This window comes from Shimia sp. MMG029, assembly GCF_027947445.1.
Classification (GTDB): Bacteria; Pseudomonadota; Alphaproteobacteria; order Rhodobacterales; family Rhodobacteraceae; genus Shimia.
The window spans coordinates 363449-385402 of the sequence record NZ_JAQJIM010000001.1; the positions used below are offsets into that span (position 1 = coordinate 363449).

A 21954-nucleotide genomic window follows, 5' to 3' on the forward strand; every position below is an offset into this window, starting at 1 on the left:
GGCAACTGACAGAAGTCAGATTTGCCACATCTTTTTCTCGACTTCCGCGCGGGCGTCACTAAGCGATACGCCGATGTCTTTGAGCTGCGCTTCGTCGAGTTTGGAGAGGGCACGACGTGTGCGTGCGCGCTGATCCCATGCGGTGACCACAGCTGCGAAAGACAGCGCGAGGCGTGCGGCAACAGGAAGTTGCGCATTGGCGGCGTGGCTGGACAGGCTTTCGAGGTGTGTTGTGGTCATTGTCATGGTCGTCTCCAATATTGTATTGATACAATCCTTAAATTTGTTACACTGCCTTTCTAACTTTGGTGCGATACAATGGCGAGGAAAACATTGTGACTGATACAATATGGCCGCCTAATTTTGATAATTGTACCGATCCGAAGTACCTAGTATTGATACAATCTCTTCGTTGTGCCGTTCATGGCGGTCAATTGCCTGTTGGGGAAAGGCTTCCCACGGTGCGGGATCTGGCTTGGGATCTGGGCATCACGCCGGGCACAGTTGCCCGCGCCTACAAGCTTGCTGTGGAAGAAGGGCTCCTGGAAACCACCGTGGGGCGCGGCACCTTTGTGGCTGAGGGGCGCAATGTACCGGTCACGGATCCGGATCCTTTGGTGACGGACAGTCAGAGCGGCGATATTGACCTGAGGGCTGTACGCGTGCCGGATGTGGGACAAGACGGGGCCATTCGCGCGGCGATGGCGCAGACCTTAAAAGATGGATCGCGCTATTTGCTCTGCCCTGATTCAACAACAGATAAGGTCGCGCGCGCAGCTGTCGTGCAGTGGATCGGACAAGACATCGCAGGCCGTATTTCAGCGGATGACGTGGTGCTGACCCTTGGCGCGCAGAGTGCATCGATGATTGCCTTGCAATCCTGCTTGCATGGGGCGTCCCCCGTGGTGCTGACCGAAGAGATCACCTTTCCGGGTGTACGCCATGCCTGTCGCCTGTTGCGTGCAGAGGTGATTGGCATTGGTCTGGATCAACATGGCATCCGCCCGGATCGGCTGGAAGAGGCGTTGCGCCGTCACGGGGGCCAGGTATTGATGACCTCTGCCCAAGCGCACAGCCCCACTGCCATTCACACGCCGCTGGAAAGACGTCAGGAGATCGCGGCACTGGCGCGTCGGTACAATGTGCAGATTGTTGAGGATGATTGTTACGCAATTTCCCCAACCGATGTGCCGTCTTACCGTGTTCTGTGCCCGGATCGCACCTGGTATCTTGGCTCGCTGACCAAAGCGGTCTCTTCTGCCTTGCGCTTCGGCTTCCTTGTGCCGCCGGAAGGGCGGGCGCAGCAGGCGCGGCATGTGGCGCAATCCAATTTCTATGGTGTGCCGCAACCGATGTTGGACATCTGTGCCGAGCTGATCCTGAACGGGCAGGCGGATGGCATCAAGCGGCGTGTGTTGGCTGCGATTGATGAGCGTGTGCGAGTGGCTGTGAACATACTGGGCAGCTGGAACATTCGATGGCGACCGGATGTACCATTTATTTGGCTGCGTTTGCCCCAAGGCTGGCGCGGGTCCACGTTTGTGCGGGCGTGTGATGCAGAAGGCATCCGGATCAAATCTGCGGATGAATACGCCTTGCCGGATGGGCATGCGCCAAACGCCGTTCGAATTGCCCTTGCACCGGAATTGCCGGTCAGCGAATTGCAGGCCGCATTGGAAACGGTCTCGCGATTGCTGTCAAAACCGCCTCTTTTGAATGAAAACTAGTGGGGTAAAATAATACCTATTTTTTAAGATATTGTTTTTGTTTGTTTATTTCGATTTTACACCGCTTGACGTGACGCGCGGCTGCTTTATAACCCGCCCATCAATTACTGGAGAGACCGGCTTGCCGGGATTCCCGGGCAACCTGTCAACCAATTTGGAAGACCTAATATGAAAACCTTCTCTGCTACTCCGGCAGACATCGAGAAGAAATGGATCATCATCGACGCCGAAGGCGTGGTGCTGGGCCGTCTTGCTTCGATCGTCGCCATGCGCCTGCGCGGCAAGCACAAGGCGTCCTTCACCCCGCACATGGACATGGGTGACAATGTCATCGTGATCAACGCGGATAAAATCCAGCTGACCGGTAAGAAGCGTTCTGACAAGAACTACTACTGGCACACTGGCCACCCAGGCGGCATCAAATCCCGCACTGCAGGTCAGATCCTGGAAGGCGAGCACCCAGAGCGCGTGGTGACCAAAGCCGTTCAGCGCATGCTGCCTGGCAACCGCCTGTCCCGCAAGCAGATGACCAACCTGCGTGTATACGCTGGTGCTGAGCATCCGCATGAAGCACAGGCCCCTGAAGTGCTGGACGTGAAGTCCATGAACAGCAAGAACACCCGGAGCTAATCAATGGCTGATCAAATCAACTCGCTTGAAGAGCTGAACGCCGTAGCCGGTGAAGAAGCTGTTGTAGAAGTTGCGGCTCCTCGTGAGCCAGTGCGCGACGAACTGGGCCGCTCCTACGCGACCGGTAAACGTAAAGACGCTGTTGCCCGCGTTTGGATCAAGCCAGGTTCTGGCAAGGTCATCGTGAACGGCAAAGACCAGGACAAGTACTTTGCGCGTCCGGTTCTGCAGCTGATCCTGCGCCAGCCTTTCCAGGTTGCCGGCGTAGAAGGTGAATTCGACGTCTATGCCACCGTGAAAGGTGGCGGTCTGACAGGTCAGGCCGGTGCGGTGAAGCACGGTATTTCTAAAGCTCTGCAGCTTTATGAACCCTCCCTGCGCGCACCTCTGAAAGCCGCTGGCTTCCTGACACGCGACAGCCGCGTTGTGGAACGTAAGAAATACGGTAAGCGCAAAGCGCGTCGTTCGTTCCAGTTCTCCAAGCGTTAATCGCTGGACAACATACCAAAAAGAAAGGGCTCGCAGTTTTGCGGGCCCTTTTGCTTTTGGTGCATCTCAATGAAAGTCGCCGGCAGTGCTCTGTCTTAAAAAGCAAAAGGGGCGCCATCGACGCCCCTTCGGATTGCTCGTTGAGCTCAGGCTTGTGCGAGACCTTCGGCGTCAACTTGATCCCAGATTTGATCCCACACCTTCTGCATGCGGCTCTTATGTTTAACGGACTTGGCCGCCTCATAATTGTCCAGCATGCCGTCGCCTTGCACGATAATCAGACCCACCATGCCCATGGCCGTGTGCGGGGTGCATTTATACCCGTAAAAACCGGGCACGGTCAGTGTGACTTCAAAATCCTTGCTGATTTTGCTTTTCCACTCTTCGGCCCCGTCAGGGAGCATGCCGTCGACGGATTGAGTGTTGTGCCCCTTGTCAACCGATACAAAGCGCACTGTGTCGCCGGGCTGAACCACTTGAATGAGTGGCTTAAAGATCATGCGGCGCTTTTTGTCGTCTGGATCTTTGTTGAGCATTTCGATGTCTATGGTGGATTGCGCAAAAGAAGGGCGTGCGACCAAGAGCGCAGCGCCCGCAAGCATCAACTGGCGGCGATTGATTTGAATAGTCATATCAGCTTTCTCGTGTAACTGGCCGGCGCCAAAAGGCGAAAGGCCTGTTTCTTGGCGCTAGGAGCGTTTTTCGCTCTCCTATGGCTGGTAATTACCTATGGGCCGTCGAAAGGAGGAGCAATCAGAAATGGGCTACGACGTTGGGGCAGATTGTCCCATAGTTTCCGTGTTTCAGGAGGGATGCTCAGCGCGCAGGGGGGCAAAGCGGGGCCGTTTACTTTGGGTTAGCCTGATCGCGCAGCGTATCAGCATGTGACGACGGAGAACTTTGAATCCATCGCGAGAAAATTTTCCCGTCATTGCAGCTGTGTGAGCCGTTGCGGATAGTCGTCTGGAAACTGCCAGGTTGCCTCTCCTTCGAGGCGCTCAAGGCCACGTGCAGCGGGCGGTTTGCCTGTCAATAAGGTCAGAAAAATATCGCTGCTTGCCCATGGGGAGGAGCGAAAATACCAATGTCCATTGCCGAGGGCAGCCCCCTCTGCGTTGGTGACATTGATGAGGGATAATTTGTCGATTGCGGCGAGTTTGGCGGCATTGTCACGCGTCTCTTCAGTGACTTCTGAAAACTGGCCCAAACGGTTTTCACCAAAAAGCAGACGGGACATGGCCAAGGCGCTGTCACTGGCTGACATGTAAATCGACAGTTGGTCGACACTGTTCAGCAGCCCATCAGCAATCGCTTCGGTAAAGTAATGGCGGTCCAGATCACTGCCAATCAGTATGACTTGCCCAAGTCTTGCCCGACTTTCTCCGGTTTTGGACATGAGCGCGATTTGATAAACGGTTTCAAAGGTCAGCCGGGATCCTGCGCTGTAGCCAATCAGGTGGACACGTTGCACATCGGTTTCTGAGGAGAGGTATTCGATCAGGCCGCGCAGGTTGCGGCGTGTGGCCTGAGCGGTTTCAAGATCACGCAGGTAGGCAAACCGATTGGGGGTGGCGGGCCAATTGTAGCTGATAAAAGCGCCGCGATACCCCAAGAAATGCTGTAGTTCTTTGGAGGCCAGCGTCGGATAGGCAAAATCCACATTGTAGCCGTGAATGTAGATATAGGCGTCGCGGCTGCCAGTGCGCGCCAGTTGCTGGTTGATTTCTCGACGAAATGTCACACTGGCTTGTGCTAGGACGTCAGCGGATGCCGGATTGGCGAGCGGATTGGGCGTGTTGACTTTGAGGGGGCCGATTTCATCGACCTTTCGAACGGAAAGCGTGCGGTCACGGTCGCGCTCAGCACTGGTGGTGAGCGTATGCAGCTCTTGTAGCGTTTGCACCGGTGGGTCCATCGCCACAACAGCAGTGCCCACTCTCAGCGGGCCGCCGCGCTGGTTGGCATAAAATTCGGCCCTGTCTTCGGGGGTAGCAGGTGCGCGGTCGGTTGCGTAAAAGAGTGTCGACTGTCGTTCCAGTTCCTGCCCGCTGCGATCACCGAGAGGGTCAAATGCCCCCGAAGTGTATACCACAGGAGACGGCATCAGTTTGATTTCATTATATAGTTTTTCACCGCAAGCAGTGAGCAGAGTGGCTAGTGAAGCTGTGATGAAAACAAATCTGATCATGAATCCGGTGTGATTAATCCAAGCCCCCGCAGGTAAACACCGATACCGCTTTCCAGCAAATCCTCTGGGGCAAAGGGGCTTTGAGTACCGGGCGAGTTTCGCGCATAGAGTTCGACAACACCGTGGCTCATGGCCCAGACATGGGCGGAGAACATGCTGGCAGGCGGGCGTTTTTCCGGGGGGATGTGCTTGGAAAGTTCCGCGGCTGCGTGCTCCATCACCCCTCGTGCGCGTGCAGCAACCGCTGCCAATTCCGGGGTGCGGTTCACGGAGATCCCGCTCTCAAACATCGCAATATAGTGCCCGGGATACTTGCGCGCAAAGGCGAGGTAGGCCCGGCCGGTTGCCTCAAAGGAGGCCAGTGCAGACGGCTGCCCTTTGTCAAAGGCGTATTGCATAAGATCGGCGAAGATTTCATAGCCTTGACGTGCTGCCTCCGCGATCAGGTCTTCGCGTCCTTCAAAATGACGATAGACCGCAGCTGGCGTCACGCCAGCGGTCTTGGCAGCCTCAGACAGGGTGAAACCGGTGGGGCCCTTTGCCTCAATCAAGCTCAAGGCTGCTTCAACCAGAGCTTGCCGCAGGTTGCCGTGATGGTATCCGCGTTTAGGCATCCCAGATATCCGGTCCACCGCAGACAGAAGTGTCAATCTCACCAATGGCTTGCTGATCTTTTCTGTCATACGGCAACGCGTGAAGAACCGTACGGATGGCGCTCAGACGCGCACGGCGTTTGTCATCAGAGCGGATCACCGTCCAGGGGGCATGGGCGCTGTGACAGCTGGTGAGCGTTTCTGCGATTGCGGTTGTGTAGGCATCCCACCGTTTGAGGCCTTCCACATCAATCCAGCTGAGTTTCCATTGCTTTAGCGGATCTCGTTCCCGGTCAAGAAATCGGCGCAGTTGCTCGGCACGCCCGACGTTGAGCCAGAACTTGAAAAGATAGACACCATCATCCACCAGCGCCTGTTCAAAACCGGGCGCCTGGTTGAAGAACCGCACGCGATCGACATCGTCCGTAAAGCCGAAAACCTTCTCCACAACACCACGATTGTACCAGCTGCGATCAAAGAAGGCGATCTCTCCGCCGGAGGGTAGGTGGTTGATATAACGCTGAAAATACCACTGAGACTGTTCGGCCTCGGTGGGTTTGGAAAGCGCCACCACACGTGCGCCACGTGGGTTCAGGTTTTCGCGGAAGCGTTTGATAGTGCCGCCTTTACCAGCGGCATCCCGACCCTCAAAGACCATCGCTACGCGCGCGCCACTTTCGCGCACCCAATGCTGCATTTTGACAAGCTCGATCTGTAAGGACTCAAGGTCGGCTTCGTAATTCTTGCGACTCAGGCGTTCGGAATGCGGGTAGCTTTCGCTCAGGATGTCATTCTTGTCTGCCGCTTCGATGGCCTCACGTATTGGCTTTGGCGCCTCGTCTTTGAAATACGCGCTGATGGCACCGTCAAATGGCAAGTCCATGAAACATCTCCGTTTTCCCTAATATGGGACGCCTTGGGCGGGAGTGCAATCTCCCGCGCTGGGGCAGCAGCCTGCGCTTAGCCGCGCAGGTCGGTGATCTCTTGACCGATACGGGTCATGTCAAATGGTGTGGTGTGATAAAGCTCTGAAATCCAGTTGCCATAAAGAAGATGCGCGTGGCTGCGCCAGCGGTTCTGCGGCGGGTTGGCCGGATTGTCGTCCGGGTAGTAGTTTGTCGGCACATTGATTGGCGTGCCTTCCGCAACGTCGCGGTCATACTCTTGCTTCAACGTGTCACTGTCATATTCGAAGTGGTTGAAAATAAAGAGATCTCGGCTTTCTGGGGCTTCGACCAGACAGGGGCCAACCTCTGCACTGTGCAGCAGTGTATTCAGGCCTGGTGCCGCGTCTATTTCATCCTGACGGACTTCTGTCCAACGACTCACCGGGATCACGCAATCATCTGAAAAGCCGCGCAAAAATGGCGAGGCATGCGCCAGATTCTGGTGACGGAAACAGCCAAAGGCTTTGTGATCGAGGATGTGTTTTTTGACACCGTGGAAATAGTTTATCATCGCCATGCCACCCCAGCAGACGCCGAAGGTGGAGTGCACATGGGTGCGGGTCCAGTCAAAGACTTCGCAGAGTTCCTCCCAATAGGTGACGTCCTCAAAGGCCAGATGTTCAATTGGCGCACCGGTGATGATCAGCCCATCAAACTTCTCACCACTTGCCTTAACCTCCTGAAAGGGCCGGTAAAATTCGGCCATGTGAGAGGCGGCTGTGTTGCGGGTTTTGTGCTCGCTCATGCGGATGAGCGAGAGTTCGATCTGCAGTGGATTGGCACCAATCAGGCGGGCGAATTGGTTTTCGGTCTGTATCTTTTTGGGCATCAGATTGAGCAGGCCAATCCGCATGGGGCGAATGTCCTGACGGGCAGCCTGATCTTCGGCCATGACCATGACGCCTTCGTGCTTGAGCACGTCAAAGGCGGGGAGGTCGGCTGGGATCTTGATAGGCATGTCAGTCTCGCAAGTCTAAAAAATTACAGGAACGCCGATTCTTAAGCGGCGCGGGCTTGGTCCTCAAGGGCTGCGGCGATCACATCATTGAAATCATCCGCTGTGGCAACGGTTGCAACGCTTTCAGGCGTGATAGTGATGCCCCATTTTGCCATGGCCGCATAGCGCGGCTGGCGGTGGGCAAGGGCACGGGCATAGGTCCACCGCACAAAGGCGTCAGGATCAACGCTGCTTTCTGTCTGGCCGGTTTCGCCGAGATAGTCACTCCAGGCAGAAAGCAGGAATTCCGGCTGGTAATACATAGGCTTAGGGGCGCGATCAAAGCGCTTTACCAGTGCTTCGGAATGGGCCTCTGTACCTTTGAGCCAGACCATCAAAGTGTTCTCGGACAGCGCCGTCAGGACCGGATCATTGGCATCTTCGGGATCAACCACTTCGCAGATCGAACCGCCGGTGTCGCAGACAAAGTGATCATAGCCATAGAGGTCATGCGCACGGTCGATAAACAGTTTTGTATCCATCAATGCGGCAATCTCTGCCGTGCGATGTTGCTCTTGCCGCGCCATGTAGTCGGCAAACCGCAGGCCGCCCTGAGCGGGGTTGCCGGGTTTGCCGAGATAGGTGGAGAGCGGCGCGAGATTGTTGAAGGTGATGTTGGAGCCGATGTAGATCGAATCCGTCATCAACAGCTCGCGCAGAAAAGGAACTTTCATCGCTTCACGCTTGGCGTTGTCAGCAATGTGTTCACCCATGTAGCGGGTGCCGATGCGGTAGTCGACCGAGTAGTGAAACCAATCGCCGTTGCCACGCAGGGCGTTGGAAATATGCGTTTTTCCCAAACCAGACATGCCAAAGAGCAGCACTTTTTTCTGTGCCGCGTCACGCCAGTCTTGCGCTGATTTGTAGATCATGGCCGGGTCCCTTTTGTCTTGCGTCCACGGTGGTACTGCGCGTGGGCGGGGCGGTCAAATGCAATCGCGCAACGGGGGCGTTAACCGGGAACACACGTGTCGGTATTGCGTCTGTATCGCGACGGTATTGCGTAGGTGCAAATTTCGCCAAGCTGGAAAGATTACCGGATCGGGCGTTGCACGGTTTGAGCGCCTCGAAACAAAAAGGGCACGACCTGCGCCATGCCCTTTGTTCAAATTTGATGTACTGCTTAGACCAGTCGAGAGTTGTCTTTGGCGGCGCGCACGAAATCGCGGAAAAGGGGGTGGGGATCAAACGGCTTGGATTTCAGTTCCGGGTGGAACTGGACGCCGATGAACCACGGGTGATCTTCCCATTCCACGATTTCTGGCAGGCGGCCATCTGGGCTCATGCCGGAGAAACGCAGACCACACTCTTCGAGCTGTTCGCGGTATTTGATGTCGACCTCATAGCGGTGACGGTGACGTTCTTCGATGGCTTGCGTGCCATAGACCTCAGCCACTTTGGAGCCTTCCGCCAGAGCGGCATCATAGGCGCCAAGGCGCATGGTGCCGCCTTTGTCGTCGGTCGCTTTGCGGGTGACTTTGGCGTTGCCCTGTACCCATTCCTTGAGGTGATAAACCACAGGCTCAAAGCGTTTGCCGCCAGCTTCGTGGTCAAACTCCTCGGAGCCCGCTGCGTCGATGCCAGCCTTGTTGCGGGCGGCTTCGATCACCGCCATTTGCATGCCAAGGCAGATGCCGAGGTAGGGGATCTTGTGCTCGCGGGCAAATTGCGCCGCTTTGATTTTGCCTTCGGTGCCGCGCTCGCCAAAGCCGCCGGGCACCAGGATGGCGTCATAGCCTTCCAGATGTGGCGCAGCGTCACCTTTGTCAAAGACTTCGGCGTCGACCCAGCTGACCTTCACTTTCACACGGTTGGCCATGCCGCCGTGGGTGAGCGCTTCTTTGATCGACTTATAGGCGTCTTCGAGCTGGGTGTATTTGCCAACGATGGCAACATTCACCTGACCATCGGTGTTGTGCAGACGGTCGTTCACGTCTTCCCAGACAGAGAGATCAGGGCGTGGGGCAGGGGCGATGCCGAAAGCATCCAGAACCGCCTGATCAAGCCCCTCGCGGTGATAGGCGAGCGGTGCCTCATAGATCGACTTGAGGTCATAGGCGGGCACAACGGCCTCTTTGCGCACGTTACAGAACAGGGCGATCTTGCCGCGCTCTTTTTCCGGGATCGGCTGCTCGGAGCGGCAGACCAGAATGTCGGGCGCGATGCCGATGGATTGCAGCTCTTTTACGGAGTGCTGGGTGGGTTTGGTCTTCAGCTCGCCAGAGGCTGCGAGATAGGGCAGCAGGGTGAGGTGCATGAAGATCGCATCGCCGCGTGGTTTGTCGTGGGCAAACTGACGGATGGCTTCGAAGAAGGGCAGACCTTCGATGTCGCCCACGGTGCCGCCGATTTCACAGAGCATGAAGTCGACCTCATCGTCGCCTACATGCAGGAAGTCTTTGATCTCGTTGGTGACGTGGGGCACCACCTGAATGGTTTTGCCCAGATAGTCGCCGCGGCGCTCTTTCTCCAGAACGTTGGAATAGATCCGGCCAGAGGAGACGGAATCGGTCATGCGGGCAGGGACGCCGGTGAAGCGCTCATAGTGGCCAAGATCGAGATCGGTTTCCGCGCCATCGTCGGTCACAAAGACCTCGCCGTGTTCAAACGGCGACATGGTGCCCGGATCGACGTTCAGATAGGGGTCGAGCTTGCGCAGGCGGACTGTGTAGCCACGCGCCTGCAGCAGCGCGCCCAGTGCGGCTGATGCCAGGCCTTTGCCCAGCGATGAAACAACCCCACCCGTAATGAAAATGTAGCGAGCCATGCCTTTGGCGTCTCCCGTGATTGTCGATGTAGCAGCGCCCAAGCCGAGGCGATTCACACCGCCAAATGACCCAGCATCACGGGACTTAAGTCATATAGGATTCGCAGCAAGAAAGCAACCGGACCGCAAGATGCTGTTGCGGTCGGCCGTAGTGCCTCAAGCTATGGTGGTGCCCCGAGGGGCAAAAATAGAAGTGGCCCCCAAATGAGGGCCACATACACCGGCCATACTGGCCAGAAATTAGTCGGCGCGCGGCACCAGTGGGGCGTTGTCACCCTCAGATGGTGGCAGCAGCGAGTCGCCTGCGCCAGGCAGCACCGGTGCGGTTTCTTCGGCCGCAGGGGCCTGTGTTCCAAGGCGATCAAATACGGAGCTCGATGCGGAGTTGTTGGCCGCGATCACGGTGAGCGCGATCGACGTACAGATGAACGCACCTGCCAGAACCCAGGTTACGCGGGTCAGCGCGCTGGCTGCTGCGCGGCCGGAAACGGCACCACCGCCGCCGCCCATGCCAAGGCCACCGCCCTCGGAACGCTGCATCAGAACGACGCCAATCAGCGCCAGAGCAAGAAGAAGGTGGATGATGAGGACAACGTTTTCCATTGGGACCTGTAAAGCGAGCGTTCGGATTTGTTAGCGGGGTATGTAGGCAAGTTTGGCGCGGGGGGCAAGGTGGTTTCGCGTGGCTCTTGTGCGATCCCTTTGTTGAGGCGCAGTTTCAAGGCAAAATAGCGCCCTATCCATGACGTGACTGGACAGGTTCAAGTGCGGATGGCAGGCTCCAGCACATGCCACATGATCACGCTGACCACCCGCATTCACATTTGCCGTCTGACCCTGCTTTGCGGGTGAAGGCGCTGGAAACTCTGTTGACGGACAAAGGCTTGGTAGATCCAGCTGCTTTGGATGAGATCATTGATCTTTATCAGAACAAGATTGGCCCGCAGAACGGTGCACAAGTTGTGGCCAAGATGTGGGCGGACCCGGATTTTCATGCGCAGATGATGGCTGATCCGATGCCGACGTTGCGCGATATGGGGCTTTATGGGCGTCAGGGCGAGCATATGGTGTTTGTAGAGAACACGGATGAGACCCACAATATGGTCGTTTGTACGCTCTGCAGCTGCTATCCGTGGCCGCTGCTTGGCATTCCGCCGGGATGGTACAAGTCCGATGCTTACCGGGCGCGGGCGGTGCGGGAGCCACGTAAGATTTTGGCGGAGTTTGGCGTAAGTTTGCCTGAGGGTCAGAAAGTACGGGTTTGGGACAGCACGGCAGAAGTGCGCTATCTGGTGGTGCCGCAGCGGCCCGCCGACACCGAGGGCATGAGCGAGGATGCTCTGGCAGCTCTGATCACGCGGGACAGCATGATTGGCACCGCATTGGCAAAGGCGCCAGAAGCATGAGCCGGATACATGATATGGGGGGGCGTCTGGGCACGGGGCCTGTGGACCCGACGGATGGCTATGATTTTTCAGAGGCAAAAGACTGGCACAAACGGGCGCTTGCATTGAATGTGGCCTGTGGCTTTCTGGGGCAGTGGAACATTGATGCCTCCCGCCATGCACGCGAGTTGCTGAGCCCTCAGGACTACACGCGGTATTCTTATTATGAGAAATGGATGGGCGGGCTTGCCGATCTGATGGTGGCGCGCGGTGTTCTGACGGAAGCAGAGCTGGCGAGCGGTCAGGCGGATGGCGTGTCGCCTGTGGCGGAGCGTGCGGCGAAGCCCGGGGCGGTCACTGGCGCGCTGATGAATGGCAGCGCCTATACACGCGAGGCCGCTGCGCCGCAGTTTGCGGTGGGCGCAAAGGTGCAGACACGGCGGCCTGCGCGCAATGTGATGGTGCAGGGCGGGCACACGCGCCTGCCAACCTATGCCAGCGGGGCCAAAGGCGAGGTGGTCTTGCAGCATGGCGCACATGTGTTTCCTGACAGCAACGCGCATTTTCAGGGAGAGTCGGCAGAGCCGCTTTATGCGGTGCGGTTTTCGGCGCAAGAGCTGTGGGGCGAAGAGGCCGATCCGCGTGATGAGGTCGTGTTGGATTTGTGGGAAAGCTATCTGGAGCCCGCAGAATGACATGGTGTGGCGGCAGGCCGGAGCCTGCGTTTGAAGCGCCTTGGCATGCACAGCTTTTTGCGATCACCGTTGCGTTGAATGAGGCGGGGCATTTTGACTGGCCGGATTGGGCGGAGCGCTTTGGGGCCACTTTAAAAGCACACGGGTTGGCCAAAGAGCTGGATGGCGGGGAAGACTACTTCAATGCCTGGTTGGAGACGCTGGAAGGGTTCTTGCAGGATTTGGGCGTGGCAGAAGCCGCGGTGTTGCGGGATCTGAAAGAAGGCTGGACACGGGCCTATCTGAACACACCCCATGGCGCACCGGTACATCTGGCGGCGGGGGAGGTCGCTGGTTGAGGCCAGATGCGCGTCCTGCGAGAGAAATTGCGGCAGTTGTACGCTTTGGCGCAGTTTGCGGTTTCGCACCTCAATCAACATCGCTACAAGGGCGCGGGTTTGAACTCTCTGCAAAGGACCGGATATGGCCAATGTTGTTGTTGTAGGCGCTCAGTGGGGCGATGAGGGAAAAGGCAAGATCGTTGACTGGCTCAGCGAACGTGCCGATGTCATCGCACGTTTCCAAGGGGGACATAACGCTGGCCACACTCTGGTGATCGACGGGAAAGTCTACAAGCTGCACGCGCTGCCATCTGGCGTTGTGCGCGGTGGTAAGCTGTCGGTGATTGGCAATGGTGTGGTGCTGGATCCATGGCACCTGATCACTGAGATTGGCCAAGTGCGCCAGCAGGGCGTGGAAATTTCGCCAGAAACGCTGATGATTGCGGAGAACACGCCGCTGATCATGCCGTTTCATGGTGAGCTTGACCGGTCGCGCGAAGAAGCGGCCTCCAAAGGCACCAAGATTGGCACCACGGGGCGTGGCATTGGCCCAGCCTATGAAGACAAAGTGGGCCGCCGTGCGATCCGTGTTGCCGATCTGGCCGACGAAGCGACGTTGGAAGCGCGTGTGGACCGTGCATTGCAGCACCACGATCCGCTGCGCAAAGGTCTGGGCGTGGAACCGATCGATCGCGATGCGCTCATTGCACAGCTCAAAGACATAGCCAAAGACATTCTGCCTTATGCGGCACCTGTATGGAAAGTGCTGAACGAGAAGCGCAAAGCAGGCAAACGTATCCTGTTTGAAGGCGCGCAGGGCGCGCTGCTGGACATTGATTTTGGCACTTATCCTTTTGTGACCTCCTCCAATGTGATCGCGGGCCAAGCCGCCACTGGCGTGGGCATTGGGCCGGGGTCCATCGACTATGTGCTGGGCATTGTGAAAGCTTACACCACCCGTGTGGGCGAAGGCCCATTCCCAACCGAGCTGCTGAAAGAAGATGGCACACCGGATGCGGATGGCGAGCGCCTTGGCACCCGTGGCCATGAGTTTGGCACCACCACGGGTCGTCAGCGCCGCTGTGGCTGGTTTGATGCCGCGCTGGTGCGTCAGACCTGTGCAACCTCTGGTATCAAAGGCATCTGCCTGACCAAACTGGACGTGCTGGATGGCTTTGAAACGCTGAAAATCTGCGTGGGCTATGATCTGGATGGCGAAACGCTGGACTATCTGCCAACAGCGGCGGATCAGCAGGCGCGCTGTAAGCCGATCTATGAGGAGATTGCAGGCTGGAGCGAAAGCACCGAAGGTGCGCGCAGCTGGAACGACCTGCCCGCCAATGCGATCAAATACGTGAAACGCGTGGAAGAGCTGATCGAATGCCCGGTGGCACTTTTGTCCACCAGCCCAGAGCGTGAAGACACCATTCTGGTGACCGATCCGTTTGCGGACTGAACACGTAAACCAAAGTGAGTTTGACGTAAAAAGGAGAGGATGACATGGCCCTAAGCTACAAGGCACGACGTCGCATGGCGCTTCTGGTTTTGGTGGTGGGGCTGCCCGTCTATATCCTAGTGGCCTCTGTTCTGGCCACAACGATTTCGCCAAACTCTTTCCTTGGCACTTTGGCGCTTTATGTCGGGTTGGGACTTGTTTGGGTGTTTCCGTTTAAGTCGGTGTTCAAAGGCATCGGTCAGGCGGACCCAGATGCGGAAAAGCCCCGGTTTGACGACGACCCGCGATAAGCAGTTTGTGACAGGATACAAGAGTGGCGGCGACACGATGGTGTCGCCGTTTGTCGTTGTGCAGCTTGGGGTTGTGTATCTGGTGCTGGTCTGCGAGGCTGGACACAGGTAAGACAGAGACTGGCCATGGCGCAGCTTCCCGAACGAGCCCCGTATTCCTATCGCGATGATCCTGAGATTGCGGATTTTGACGACAGTGGACCTGTGGCTGTGATGGATGGCGACTGTGCGCTGTGCAGCTTTGGCGCGCGGATGATTGCACGGTTCGACCACGCGGCACGGTTTCGTATTTGTCCGGGCCAGACCGAACTTGGGACCGCTTTGCTTGCCCACTATGACCTGAAACCAGAGGACCCGGAAAGCTGGCTGCTGATCATTGACGGGCGGGCGTACAGTTCATTGGATGCGATGATCCGGGCAGGGGCGGAAGTCGGCGGCATCGGGCATGCGCTGCGCCCACTCCGGATTTTACCGCGCCCGGTGCAGGACTGGATCTATCGCCGGATCGCGCGCAACCGCTATGCGCTGTTTGGCCGAACAGACATGTGCGCCCTGCCTGATCAGCGGCTTAAAGCGAGGCTTTTGTTGAAGTGAAGATCGTTGTCCTTGGTGGCTATGGCGTGTTTGGCAGCCGCCTGGCAGAATTGCTGGTACGCGATGGCGAGACCGTTGTCGTGGTCGGTCGTGACCGACAAAAGGCTGAGCAGCAGGCTGCGAAGTTGGGTTGCGAAGCGTGTGCCTTTGATGTTCATGCCAACCCAGAGGCGCTGGGGGCGTTGGCTCCTGATGTAGTGATTGATGCCGTTGGGCCGTTTCAAGCCTATGGCGGGGATGTGTACCATCTGGCTAAACTGTGTCTGGAGATCGGCGCAGACTATCTTGATCTGTCTGACAGTGCCCAATTTACAGCAGGGATCGAAGAGCTTGATGACGCGGCGCGAGCGGCGGGGCGGCGGGTTCTCTCCGGGGTTTCCAGTGTCCCGGGACTTTCCAGTGTTGTCGCGTCAGAACTAACCAAAGACATGCACGACATTCACCTGATCGAAATTGCGATTCTTCCGGGAAATCGTGCACCGCGCGGAACCTCGGTGATGTCGAGCATTTTGTCTCAATTGGGCCAGCCCGTAAAGGTGTGGCGCGGAGGTCGCTGGCAAACGCAACGGGTTTGGAGCGATGCACGCCGCGTCGTATTGGCGCCGGGGCTTGTGCGGACTGGGCACTTTATAGAAGTGCCAGATGTGCGTCTTTTTCCGAACTTCTTTTCTGCGCGCTCGGTAATGTTTCGGGCGGGGATGGAATTGAGTGTGCTGAATCGAGGCATGCAGATCGTCGCGGCTGTCAGGCGTTTTTGGCCATTTGAGATTACCGCCGGACGGCTGCGGCTGTTTCAAGTCGTGGCACAAATGCTGGAGCGGTTTGGCACAGATCGCGGGGGTATGCGGGTAGATGTGATTGGGCGAGTCGGAGATGATTATCTGTGCCGAACTTGGTGTTTGACCGCAGAGGCGGGAGAGGGCCCTTATATACCAGCGGTGGCTGCCCGCGCGGTCGTGCGAAATCTTCGGAAGATTGCACCGGGCGCAAGGGCAGGTTTATCGGAAGTATCGCTGTACGAAATGCAGAAAGCTTTCGCAGATCTTTCTGTTGATGCGGTGCAAAACGCCGAGGTGTTTACCCCGCATTTTCAACGGGCGTTTGGTGAGGATTGGTCAAATTTAAGATTTCAATCTAGATACTTACACAATGTTATTGATGTGTCTCACTTCAACGGTGAGGCGAAGATTTCGCGGGGGCGCAGTTTGCCTGCGCGGCTGACGGCGTGGTTTTTTGGGTTTCCAAACGAGGCCGAGGCCTGTCCAGTCACGGTGACCAAAACGCGGGAAGCGGAGGGGGAGCTTTGGGTGCGGACGTTTGGTGCACAGCGGTTTCAATCCCGTTGCGCCCCCGCGCCAGAGCCTGGGCGGTTTCGGGAACGCTTTGGCGCATTTCTGTTTGAGGTCGACCTAGAGGTCGTTGATGGCGAGGTGACCATGCCGCTGCGCCGGGGCTGGGTTTGCGGTGTTCCCTTGCCGCGTTGGGCATTGCCCAAGAGTGAAACGCGCGAGTTCGTGGCCGAAGGGCGCTTTAATTTTGACGTGTCCCTGCGCATGCCGTTTGGGGACGCGCTGATTGTGCGCTACCAAGGGTATCTGGAGCCAGTCTCCCAAACGCAATAAAAAACCCGGCCAAGGGCCGGGTCTCTGTCGTGATCTGAGAAGGTCTTAGCCCGCTTCGCGGTCGCGTGGCTGAAAGTTGATCGCCTGCGTCGCGGTGAAGCGGCCACCGGCGAGTTTTTCGATCTTTTTCTCACGCAGGAGCTGGCCAAAACTGCGCAGCCCTTCTTCGCGGGTGAATTGTGGAATGTTTACCTCGCGTGCCATGCGCATGAGCATTGGGCGGGTAAAGCGCTGCACGCCTTCCACATAGGTCAAATAGGCCGCTGCGGCCTCTACGCTTTCGGGGAGCTGTGTGGCACCAACGGATTTGGCATAGTCCGTAAACCCATTCAGTGTGGCGTTGCCAGAGCTGACTGGCGCAGCAGCCCGTGCCGCTTCGTCGCGGTCAAACTGGTCTGCGGAGATACGACGTGGGCGCACAGGAATGCGGCGCGGGGCCCGTTTGGTTGGGGCGGCCTCTGTGCCCGAGCTATCTGCAGGCGCGGGAGCACCATCCACCCGCTGTGCGGCCACCAGCTTGAGCGGTGAGGCCGCAGGCTGGGTCGCGTCTGCCATGTCTGATGCGGGACCTACGGCACTTGCCAGATCGCTGCGATAAGCAGAGGTATCGTCGGCGTCGCTGGCGGCAGGTCTGTTGCGTTTTTCTGCGCGGGTGGCAGCCACAGCTGCGCGCAGATGTGCGATTGCGCTGCGGCGGCCTTTGCCCGCAGGCTCCTGCATTTCGCTGTCAGCTTTGGCCATAAGGCGGCTCAGATCTGCTTCGGTCTGCACGGCGCGTTCGGGGGCGGGGGCCGCCGCTTGCGTGGGCGATTCGGACGGATCTTCGGCAAAGAGGTTTTCAGCGTCATCCGCCAGATCCGCTTCATCCGCGCTCTCTGTGGGTTCTGCGTCGGCCTGTTTCAGTTCTGCTTCGACCTGCGCAAGCTCAGACAGGAGCTCGGCCTCATCTTCTGGCGTCAGGCTGGAGGCTGGCGCATCTTGTGGATCTGCGTCGTCCTCCACGGGCTCTGCTTCCAGCAAACCGGCGGCCACCGCTTCTTCGAAATCCGCTTTCTTCATACGCACGACGCGGGCGCGCAGTGGCGGGGTGTCTTCTGTGGTTGCCGTGCTTTCGGCAGCGTCGGCGGTGTATTCTTCGCCATCTGCAAGCAAATCCGCCTCTGAGGCGATCATATTTGCGACCGCTTCTTCGGTTTGAGCGGTGTTGCCCGCTTCAGCGTCAGCTGTTGGGGAGATCTCCTCCTCTGAAGGTGTGGCGACATCTGCTTCGTCAAAGATGTTGCGCTCTGACGTCTGTTCTTCGTCTTCAGCTGGGTCCGCCGCGGTGACTTCCTCCACCTCTACCGGGGCTTCGGCGGAGCGGGAAACGACAGCGCGGATGCGCTCAAGCTTGGCTGCGATAGAATTCTCTTCGTAGGCCGTGCTGTCCTCGTCTTCTTCCGCATCCCAATCAGAGAGTTCTGTTGCGGTTTCGGCAAAGGGGTCGCTGCTGTCTTCAACCACGTTTTCCAGAACCAACGGCGCGTCGTCGCTGGCGGTATCTGTCGCGGGTGTGTCTGCGGTCTTTTCTGCCTGCTCTTCAGAATGGTCCTGAAGCTCTTCGGCGCTGTCTTCCGCTTCTGCTGTGTCCTGGTCTTCGGCAGACACGGTGAGGGCTTCTTCTTCAAGCGCCTCTTCTAGGGTGTCATCTGCTGTCTCTGCGATCTCTTCGGCAACGGCATTTTCAACTGCGGTGTCTGACAGTTCTTCTTCAGCGTGCTCGTCGGCGGAGACAACAGCGGCGATTGCACCCAGATCAATCGGGGTGTCGTCGGACACGCTTTCGATGGCGTCTTCGATGTAAAGGTCATCTTCTGCGGGCGCGGTGTCCAGCGTGTCGTTGGCGATGGCAGAAAGCACGCTATCGGTCACACTTGGGGTGATTGCGGCGGGGGCCACATCTTCAACAAAGGTTTGCTGCGCGGGCGCTTGAGGAGGGATGTCTGCCTGCGGGGCGGCTGCCAGTGGTGGCTGCGGCGCAGGGGTTGATGCAACCTCTGGTGTTGTTGGGGCTGCCGTTGGCGCAACGTTTTGGGCCACCGTTGGTGCGACAGGCGCAGCAGCAGGAGCAGCAACGGGCGCTGACGTGGCAACGGTGGGCTGTGGTGCATTGGTGCTCAGGACGATGGTGCCCTGATCCATGCGGGCGCTCACACGGCGTGCAATTTCTTTTTCCGCAATGCGGGCCAGCATTTCTGCGTCCGGGGTGGGGGGCTCGGCACCAAAATACCGATCATCCGCCGCCAGATCGCGGAAGTACTCAGCGATGGCTTTCATTGTGTCAAACGACTCCTCAAACCCTTCCAGGGTGCAGGAGAACGTCCCGTATGAAACCGTGAGTACTTTGTTATTCGTAACCATCTTTGCGGGTCCTTTGCACTACTCAGCAACCAAACTATCACTCAAGGAACGTCGAAACGTGAACGAATCTGTGAAACTTAGAGTATGATTTTGGGGCGAAAATGTGTCCGACTACGTGGGGATAGAGGAGACGACCACAATATGTGCCAAATTGTCCAAAAATTAGAGCCAATAACTTTGGCGGGTGCAGGGGTTCTGGCATCAGAAGACCTGTCTGCGGCTTTAGAGATTGGGTCCACACTCATCGCAGCGGATGGCGGTGCGGCGCATTGTATTGCCGCCGGACATCTGCCGGATGTGGTGATCGGGGACATGGATTCGCTTGCTGAAAACATAAGAGAATCGATATCGCCAGAACGGTTAATTTTTGTTGCAGAACAAGACAGCACGGATTTTGACAAAGCTTTGCGACACATTTTGGCACCAGTTGTGCTGGCGGTGGGCTTTACCGGGGCGCGCGTGGATCACGAGCTGGCCTGTTACAATGCGCTGACGCGCCATGCGGATCGCCGCTGTGTGATCATTGGCGAGAGCGATGTGGTCTGCCTGCTGCCACCAAAGCTGGCCTTGCATGTGCCTGCGGGCACGCGCCTCTCGCTGTTTCCCATGGGGGCGGTTGAGGGGCGTTCTGAGGGGCTGAAATGGCCGATTGACGGCATCGCCTTTGCGCCGGATGGCATGGTGGGCACCTCCAATGAGGCCACCGGAGTTGTGCAGCTTGAGGTTGAGGCGCCGGGGATGCTGTTGATCCTGCCCAAGGCGCATCTGGGGCTGTTGGTCAGCCAGCTTCTGGCGACGCCCGCAGGCTGGCCCGCTCCCTGAAGATCACATAAAGCCCGGCGCCCATGGTGACACAGATGCCCTGCGAGGCCAGCGCATTGGGCCAGTCGCCAAAGATCAGCCAGCCGACCAGCGCGGCGAAGGGGATTTCGACATATTGGATGGAGGCGAGTGTCGTGGAAGGCGCATAGCGCAGCGACCAAGACATAAAGAGATGCCCCACGGTGCCAAGCAGACCGATCAGCAACAGCAACCACCAAATGTGGCCGGTGGGGCGGACAAAAGAGAGCTCCGCGATGCCGATCTGATGGCCGATCAGCAAGATTGGCAGCAGGATCACAGTGGCAATCACCCCATTGCTGGCCTGTAGCGCGATGGGGTCGACCTCTTTGACGATCTGGCGCGTGACCAGCATGAACAGCGCAAACACCACCGCAACCCCCAGTGGCAGCAGCGCCGGGGCGCCCACCTCGGCAAAGCTGGGCTGGATCACCAGAAGCGTGCCGATAAAGCCAACAACGCAGGCCATAAGGCGGCGTAGGCCCACCTCTTCACTCAGCACATATTTGCCCAGCAGGAGCATGATGAAGGGCATGACAAAGGCGATGGCCACCGCATCGGCGAGCGGCAGATAGCGCAGGGCAGTGAACATGAAGCCGATGCCCGCAATGTGCAAAAGCGTGCGCCAGACCACCAGACCAAACAGACGACGCGGAATGTGCCAGGGGCGGCGCGTGGCCGCCACGAGGGCCAGCAGGATCGCTCCCTGCATAAAAAACCGCATCAGGATCAGCATGCCCAGCGGCAGAACCGTGGAGAGAAGCTTTGCGGTGGCGTCCCCAAGCGGGGCCATCACGCAGAAGCCAAGCATCAAAAGGATGCCGAGGAGGGGGCGATCAGCATGAGACATTGGGGCAGGTTAGGCGGGGATGAACGGTTGTTCAATTGGTTTGGGTGGCGCGCGTGTGGATCAGACAGATTGTTTAGTATTTGGGTGTTCGCGGTTCTAGTCTGAAATTCCGCTTTGCGGACAGAGTGGTCTTCCAATCTGTGGTGATCAATGTCAGCTTTCCGTGTGAAAAAGAGTTAAGAGGTTACCGTTGAAGAAAAACATTTTGATCGTGGGCGGCTCTTCTGGAGTGGGCCAAAAGCTAGCCAGGCATTACGTCACTGATGGGCATACCGTTTGTATCACTGGGCGCAAAAACCCGAACTTAGAAGGTGCACGTTTCCAACCGTTGGCGATTACCGAAAATACAAGCGATTTAATTCGAGAAATAGATCAGCTCGCCGAAGACTTTCCTATTGTAAATACACTGATCTATGCGGCGGGATACCTTCAAAGAGGCCATATCGATGACCTCGGAGACGGAGATCTCCAAACGATGGTGAATGTGGGTCTTTTAGCGCCTATGATGTTGGTACAAAGGCTTAAACGCTCCACCTCCAACCCGCTCAAGATCATGCTGATCACGTCGAGTTCCCAGTACACGCCGCGTGAGTTTGAGCCAGCCTACTGTGCCACCAAATCTGGACTTGGAATGCTTGGGGCAGCGCTTGTTCGTGACGGTGAAATTGGCAAAGTTCTGGTTGTCGCGCCCTCAAGGATCAACACGCCATTCTGGGTTGGTACAGATGAGAACACTGAAACGATGTTGGACCCAGAGTGGGTTGCCGACCAAATCATAGCGCTTTCGAGCGGAGCTTTTAAGTACAAATACGCTAAGCTGTTTCGCAACCCAGCACGATCAGAAATTGTTGAGTGCTTGGATAACAGTTTTCACCAAATCTGAACTATAGCTGACATTCCTATACATCGCTGCATCCGGTAAAATGGGTTCGGAGCTACCTTTCGTTCCGTGCTGGAAACATCGTCCAACAAATCCGCAACAAATGTAACGAGTCACATAGACCGGCCCCCGACCCTGGGTTGGGGTGAAGCCCCCTCCCGTCAAACCAAAGGTTTGCCTCTGGCAAAACGGGGAGGGGCGGGGGCTGGTCGGCTTCGCCTCCTGCGCTTTGGTGGAGACCAAGCGTTTTAGATTTTCAGGACGATGCTTTCGTGGAAAGTCAG

23 protein-coding genes are annotated in these 21954 nt (G+C 57.4%); 12 read left to right on the forward strand and 11 right to left on the reverse strand.

Going from position 1 to position 21954, the window contains the following annotated elements; genetic code table 11:
• Positions 1-15 precede the first annotated feature (15 nt).
• Positions 16-246 carry a DUF1127 domain-containing protein gene (locus PJL69_RS01805; RefSeq protein WP_271308128.1) on the reverse strand — a complete coding sequence of 77 codons (231 nt, stop codon included), beginning with the start codon at positions 244-246 and terminating at the stop codon, positions 16-18.
• Positions 247-335: 89 nt separating this feature from the next.
• Between PJL69_RS01805 and PJL69_RS01810 the strand changes: the two genes are divergently transcribed.
• The 3 genes from PJL69_RS01810 (at position 336) to rpsI (ending at position 2846) form a co-directional block, all read left to right on the forward strand.
• Positions 336-1727 carry an aminotransferase-like domain-containing protein gene (locus tag PJL69_RS01810; RefSeq protein ID WP_271308129.1) on the forward strand — a complete coding sequence of 464 codons (1392 nt, stop codon included), beginning with the start codon at positions 336-338 and terminating at the stop codon, positions 1725-1727.
• 168 nt (positions 1728-1895) lie between these two features.
• On the forward strand, positions 1896-2357 hold the full coding sequence (gene rplM, locus PJL69_RS01815; RefSeq protein WP_209079144.1) for a 50S ribosomal protein L13: 462 nt from the start codon (positions 1896-1898) through the stop codon (positions 2355-2357).
• 3 nt (positions 2358-2360) lie between these two features.
• A complete protein-coding gene (gene rpsI / locus PJL69_RS01820; RefSeq protein WP_058240297.1) occupies positions 2361-2846 on the forward strand; it encodes a 30S ribosomal protein S9 in 486 nt (161 codons plus the stop codon).
• Between the two features lie 146 nt (positions 2847-2992).
• On the opposite strand, the gene PJL69_RS01825 is transcribed toward rpsI, so the two are convergent.
• From PJL69_RS01825 to secG, 8 genes are all read right to left on the reverse strand, one after another.
• Entirely contained in the window at positions 2993-3478 is a 486-nt protein-coding gene (locus tag PJL69_RS01825; RefSeq protein WP_271308130.1) for a pseudoazurin, read from the reverse strand.
• Between the two features lie 296 nt (positions 3479-3774).
• A complete protein-coding gene (locus PJL69_RS01830; RefSeq protein ID WP_271308131.1) occupies positions 3775-4950 on the reverse strand; it encodes an alpha/beta hydrolase in 1176 nt (391 codons plus the stop codon).
• Positions 4951-5030: 80 nt separating this feature from the next.
• Positions 5031-5648 carry a TetR/AcrR family transcriptional regulator gene (locus tag PJL69_RS01835; RefSeq protein ID WP_271308132.1) on the reverse strand — a complete coding sequence of 206 codons (618 nt, stop codon included), beginning with the start codon at positions 5646-5648 and terminating at the stop codon, positions 5031-5033.
• A complete protein-coding gene (gene ppk2 / locus PJL69_RS01840) occupies positions 5641-6510 on the reverse strand; it encodes a polyphosphate kinase 2 (protein ID WP_271308133.1) in 870 nt (289 codons plus the stop codon). Before ppk2 ends, PJL69_RS01835 begins: the two co-directional genes overlap by 8 nt.
• A gap of 77 nt (positions 6511-6587) precedes the next feature.
• On the reverse strand, positions 6588-7532 hold the full coding sequence (locus PJL69_RS01845; protein WP_271308134.1) for a homoserine O-succinyltransferase: 945 nt from the start codon (positions 7530-7532) through the stop codon (positions 6588-6590).
• Between the two features lie 41 nt (positions 7533-7573).
• Positions 7574-8443, reverse strand: coding sequence for an ATPase (locus tag PJL69_RS01850; protein ID WP_271308135.1), 870 nt, complete (start codon positions 8441-8443; stop codon positions 7574-7576).
• A gap of 251 nt (positions 8444-8694) precedes the next feature.
• Positions 8695-10338, reverse strand: coding sequence for a CTP synthase (locus PJL69_RS01855; RefSeq protein ID WP_271308136.1), 1644 nt, complete (start codon positions 10336-10338; stop codon positions 8695-8697).
• Positions 10339-10578: 240 nt separating this feature from the next.
• Positions 10579-10941, reverse strand: coding sequence for a preprotein translocase subunit SecG (gene secG, locus PJL69_RS01860; protein ID WP_271308137.1), 363 nt, complete (start codon positions 10939-10941; stop codon positions 10579-10581).
• 185 nt (positions 10942-11126) lie between these two features.
• Between secG and nthA the strand changes: the two genes are divergently transcribed.
• From nthA to PJL69_RS01895, 7 genes are all read left to right on the forward strand, one after another.
• Positions 11127-11744, forward strand: coding sequence for a nitrile hydratase subunit alpha (gene nthA, locus PJL69_RS01865; RefSeq protein ID WP_271308138.1), 618 nt, complete (start codon positions 11127-11129; stop codon positions 11742-11744).
• Positions 11741-12418 carry a nitrile hydratase subunit beta gene (nthB, locus tag PJL69_RS01870; RefSeq protein WP_271308139.1) on the forward strand — a complete coding sequence of 226 codons (678 nt, stop codon included), beginning with the start codon at positions 11741-11743 and terminating at the stop codon, positions 12416-12418. Before nthA ends, nthB begins: the two co-directional genes overlap by 4 nt.
• A complete protein-coding gene (locus PJL69_RS01875) occupies positions 12415-12756 on the forward strand; it encodes a nitrile hydratase accessory protein (protein WP_271308140.1) in 342 nt (113 codons plus the stop codon). Before nthB ends, PJL69_RS01875 begins: the two co-directional genes overlap by 4 nt.
• 124 nt (positions 12757-12880) lie before the next feature.
• The gene (locus PJL69_RS01880) at positions 12881-14194 is read left to right on the forward strand and encodes an adenylosuccinate synthase (protein ID WP_271308141.1); all 1314 of its coding nucleotides are present in this window, start codon (positions 12881-12883) and stop codon (positions 14192-14194) included.
• Positions 14195-14238: 44 nt separating this feature from the next.
• Positions 14239-14484, forward strand: coding sequence for a DUF2842 domain-containing protein (locus PJL69_RS01885; protein ID WP_271308142.1), 246 nt, complete (start codon positions 14239-14241; stop codon positions 14482-14484).
• A 126-nt stretch (positions 14485-14610) separates the two neighbouring features.
• Positions 14611-15078: a thiol-disulfide oxidoreductase DCC family protein gene (locus PJL69_RS01890; RefSeq protein ID WP_271308143.1), complete on the forward strand. Its 468-nt coding sequence runs from the start codon at positions 14611-14613 to the stop codon at positions 15076-15078.
• Positions 15075-16700 (forward strand): SDR family oxidoreductase, encoded by a 1626-nt coding sequence (locus tag PJL69_RS01895; RefSeq protein WP_271308144.1) that lies wholly within the window; start codon positions 15075-15077, stop codon positions 16698-16700. The genes PJL69_RS01890 and PJL69_RS01895 overlap by 4 nt, the downstream gene beginning before the upstream one ends.
• Before the next feature lie 45 nt (positions 16701-16745).
• Here the strand turns inward: PJL69_RS01895 and PJL69_RS01900 are convergent, their stop codons facing one another.
• Positions 16746-19100, reverse strand: a complete 2355-nt coding sequence (locus tag PJL69_RS01900; protein WP_271308145.1) for a hypothetical protein — start codon at positions 19098-19100, stop codon at positions 16746-16748.
• A 141-nt stretch (positions 19101-19241) separates the two neighbouring features.
• Here PJL69_RS01900 and PJL69_RS01905 point away from each other — a divergent pair, with 141 nt between their 5' ends.
• Entirely contained in the window at positions 19242-19922 is a 681-nt protein-coding gene (locus PJL69_RS01905; RefSeq protein WP_271308146.1) for a thiamine diphosphokinase, read from the forward strand.
• Here PJL69_RS01905 and PJL69_RS01910 read toward each other — a convergent pair.
• Positions 19879-20790: a DMT family transporter gene (locus tag PJL69_RS01910; protein ID WP_271308147.1), complete on the reverse strand. Its 912-nt coding sequence runs from the start codon at positions 20788-20790 to the stop codon at positions 19879-19881. The genes PJL69_RS01905 and PJL69_RS01910 overlap by 44 nt on opposite strands.
• Before the next feature lie 190 nt (positions 20791-20980).
• Between PJL69_RS01910 and PJL69_RS01915 the strand changes: the two genes are divergently transcribed.
• On the forward strand, positions 20981-21673 hold the full coding sequence (locus PJL69_RS01915) for an SDR family NAD(P)-dependent oxidoreductase (protein WP_271308148.1): 693 nt from the start codon (positions 20981-20983) through the stop codon (positions 21671-21673).
• Positions 21674-21954 lie beyond the last annotated feature (281 nt).

Bases quoted from the DNA above. Each gene is read 5' to 3' on its own strand.
- PJL69_RS01900 (WP_271308145.1), bottom strand. From the start codon at position 19,100: ATGGTTACGAATAACAAAGTACTCACGGTTTCATACGGGACGTTCTCC.
- PJL69_RS01805 (WP_271308128.1), bottom strand. From the start codon at position 246: ATGACAATGACCACAACACACCTCGAAAGCCTGTCCAGCCACGCCGCC.
- PJL69_RS01880 (WP_271308141.1), top strand. From the start codon at position 12,881: ATGGCCAATGTTGTTGTTGTAGGCGCTCAGTGGGGCGATGAGGGAAAA.
- PJL69_RS01845 (WP_271308134.1), bottom strand. From the start codon at position 7,532: ATGCCTATCAAGATCCCAGCCGACCTCCCCGCCTTTGACGTGCTCAAG.
- PJL69_RS01885 (WP_271308142.1), top strand. From the start codon at position 14,239: ATGGCCCTAAGCTACAAGGCACGACGTCGCATGGCGCTTCTGGTTTTG.
- nthB (WP_271308139.1), top strand. From the start codon at position 11,741: ATGAGCCGGATACATGATATGGGGGGGCGTCTGGGCACGGGGCCTGTG.
- PJL69_RS01850 (WP_271308135.1), bottom strand. From the start codon at position 8,443: ATGATCTACAAATCAGCGCAAGACTGGCGTGACGCGGCACAGAAAAAA.
- secG (WP_271308137.1), bottom strand. From the start codon at position 10,941: ATGGAAAACGTTGTCCTCATCATCCACCTTCTTCTTGCTCTGGCGCTG.
- PJL69_RS01835 (WP_271308132.1), bottom strand. From the start codon at position 5,648: ATGCCTAAACGCGGATACCATCACGGCAACCTGCGGCAAGCTCTGGTT.
- PJL69_RS01910 (WP_271308147.1), bottom strand. From the start codon at position 20,790: ATGTCTCATGCTGATCGCCCCCTCCTCGGCATCCTTTTGATGCTTGGC.
- nthA (WP_271308138.1), top strand. From the start codon at position 11,127: ATGCCACATGATCACGCTGACCACCCGCATTCACATTTGCCGTCTGAC.
- PJL69_RS01825 (WP_271308130.1), bottom strand. From the start codon at position 3,478: ATGACTATTCAAATCAATCGCCGCCAGTTGATGCTTGCGGGCGCTGCG.
- PJL69_RS01890 (WP_271308143.1), top strand. From the start codon at position 14,611: ATGGCGCAGCTTCCCGAACGAGCCCCGTATTCCTATCGCGATGATCCT.
- PJL69_RS01855 (WP_271308136.1), bottom strand. From the start codon at position 10,338: ATGGCTCGCTACATTTTCATTACGGGTGGGGTTGTTTCATCGCTGGGC.
- rplM (WP_209079144.1), top strand. From the start codon at position 1,896: ATGAAAACCTTCTCTGCTACTCCGGCAGACATCGAGAAGAAATGGATC.
- PJL69_RS01830 (WP_271308131.1), bottom strand. From the start codon at position 4,950: ATGCCGTCTCCTGTGGTATACACTTCGGGGGCATTTGACCCTCTCGGT.
- PJL69_RS01875 (WP_271308140.1), top strand. From the start codon at position 12,415: ATGACATGGTGTGGCGGCAGGCCGGAGCCTGCGTTTGAAGCGCCTTGG.
- rpsI (WP_058240297.1), top strand. From the start codon at position 2,361: ATGGCTGATCAAATCAACTCGCTTGAAGAGCTGAACGCCGTAGCCGGT.
- PJL69_RS01905 (WP_271308146.1), top strand. From the start codon at position 19,242: ATGTGCCAAATTGTCCAAAAATTAGAGCCAATAACTTTGGCGGGTGCA.
- ppk2 (WP_271308133.1), bottom strand. From the start codon at position 6,510: ATGGACTTGCCATTTGACGGTGCCATCAGCGCGTATTTCAAAGACGAG.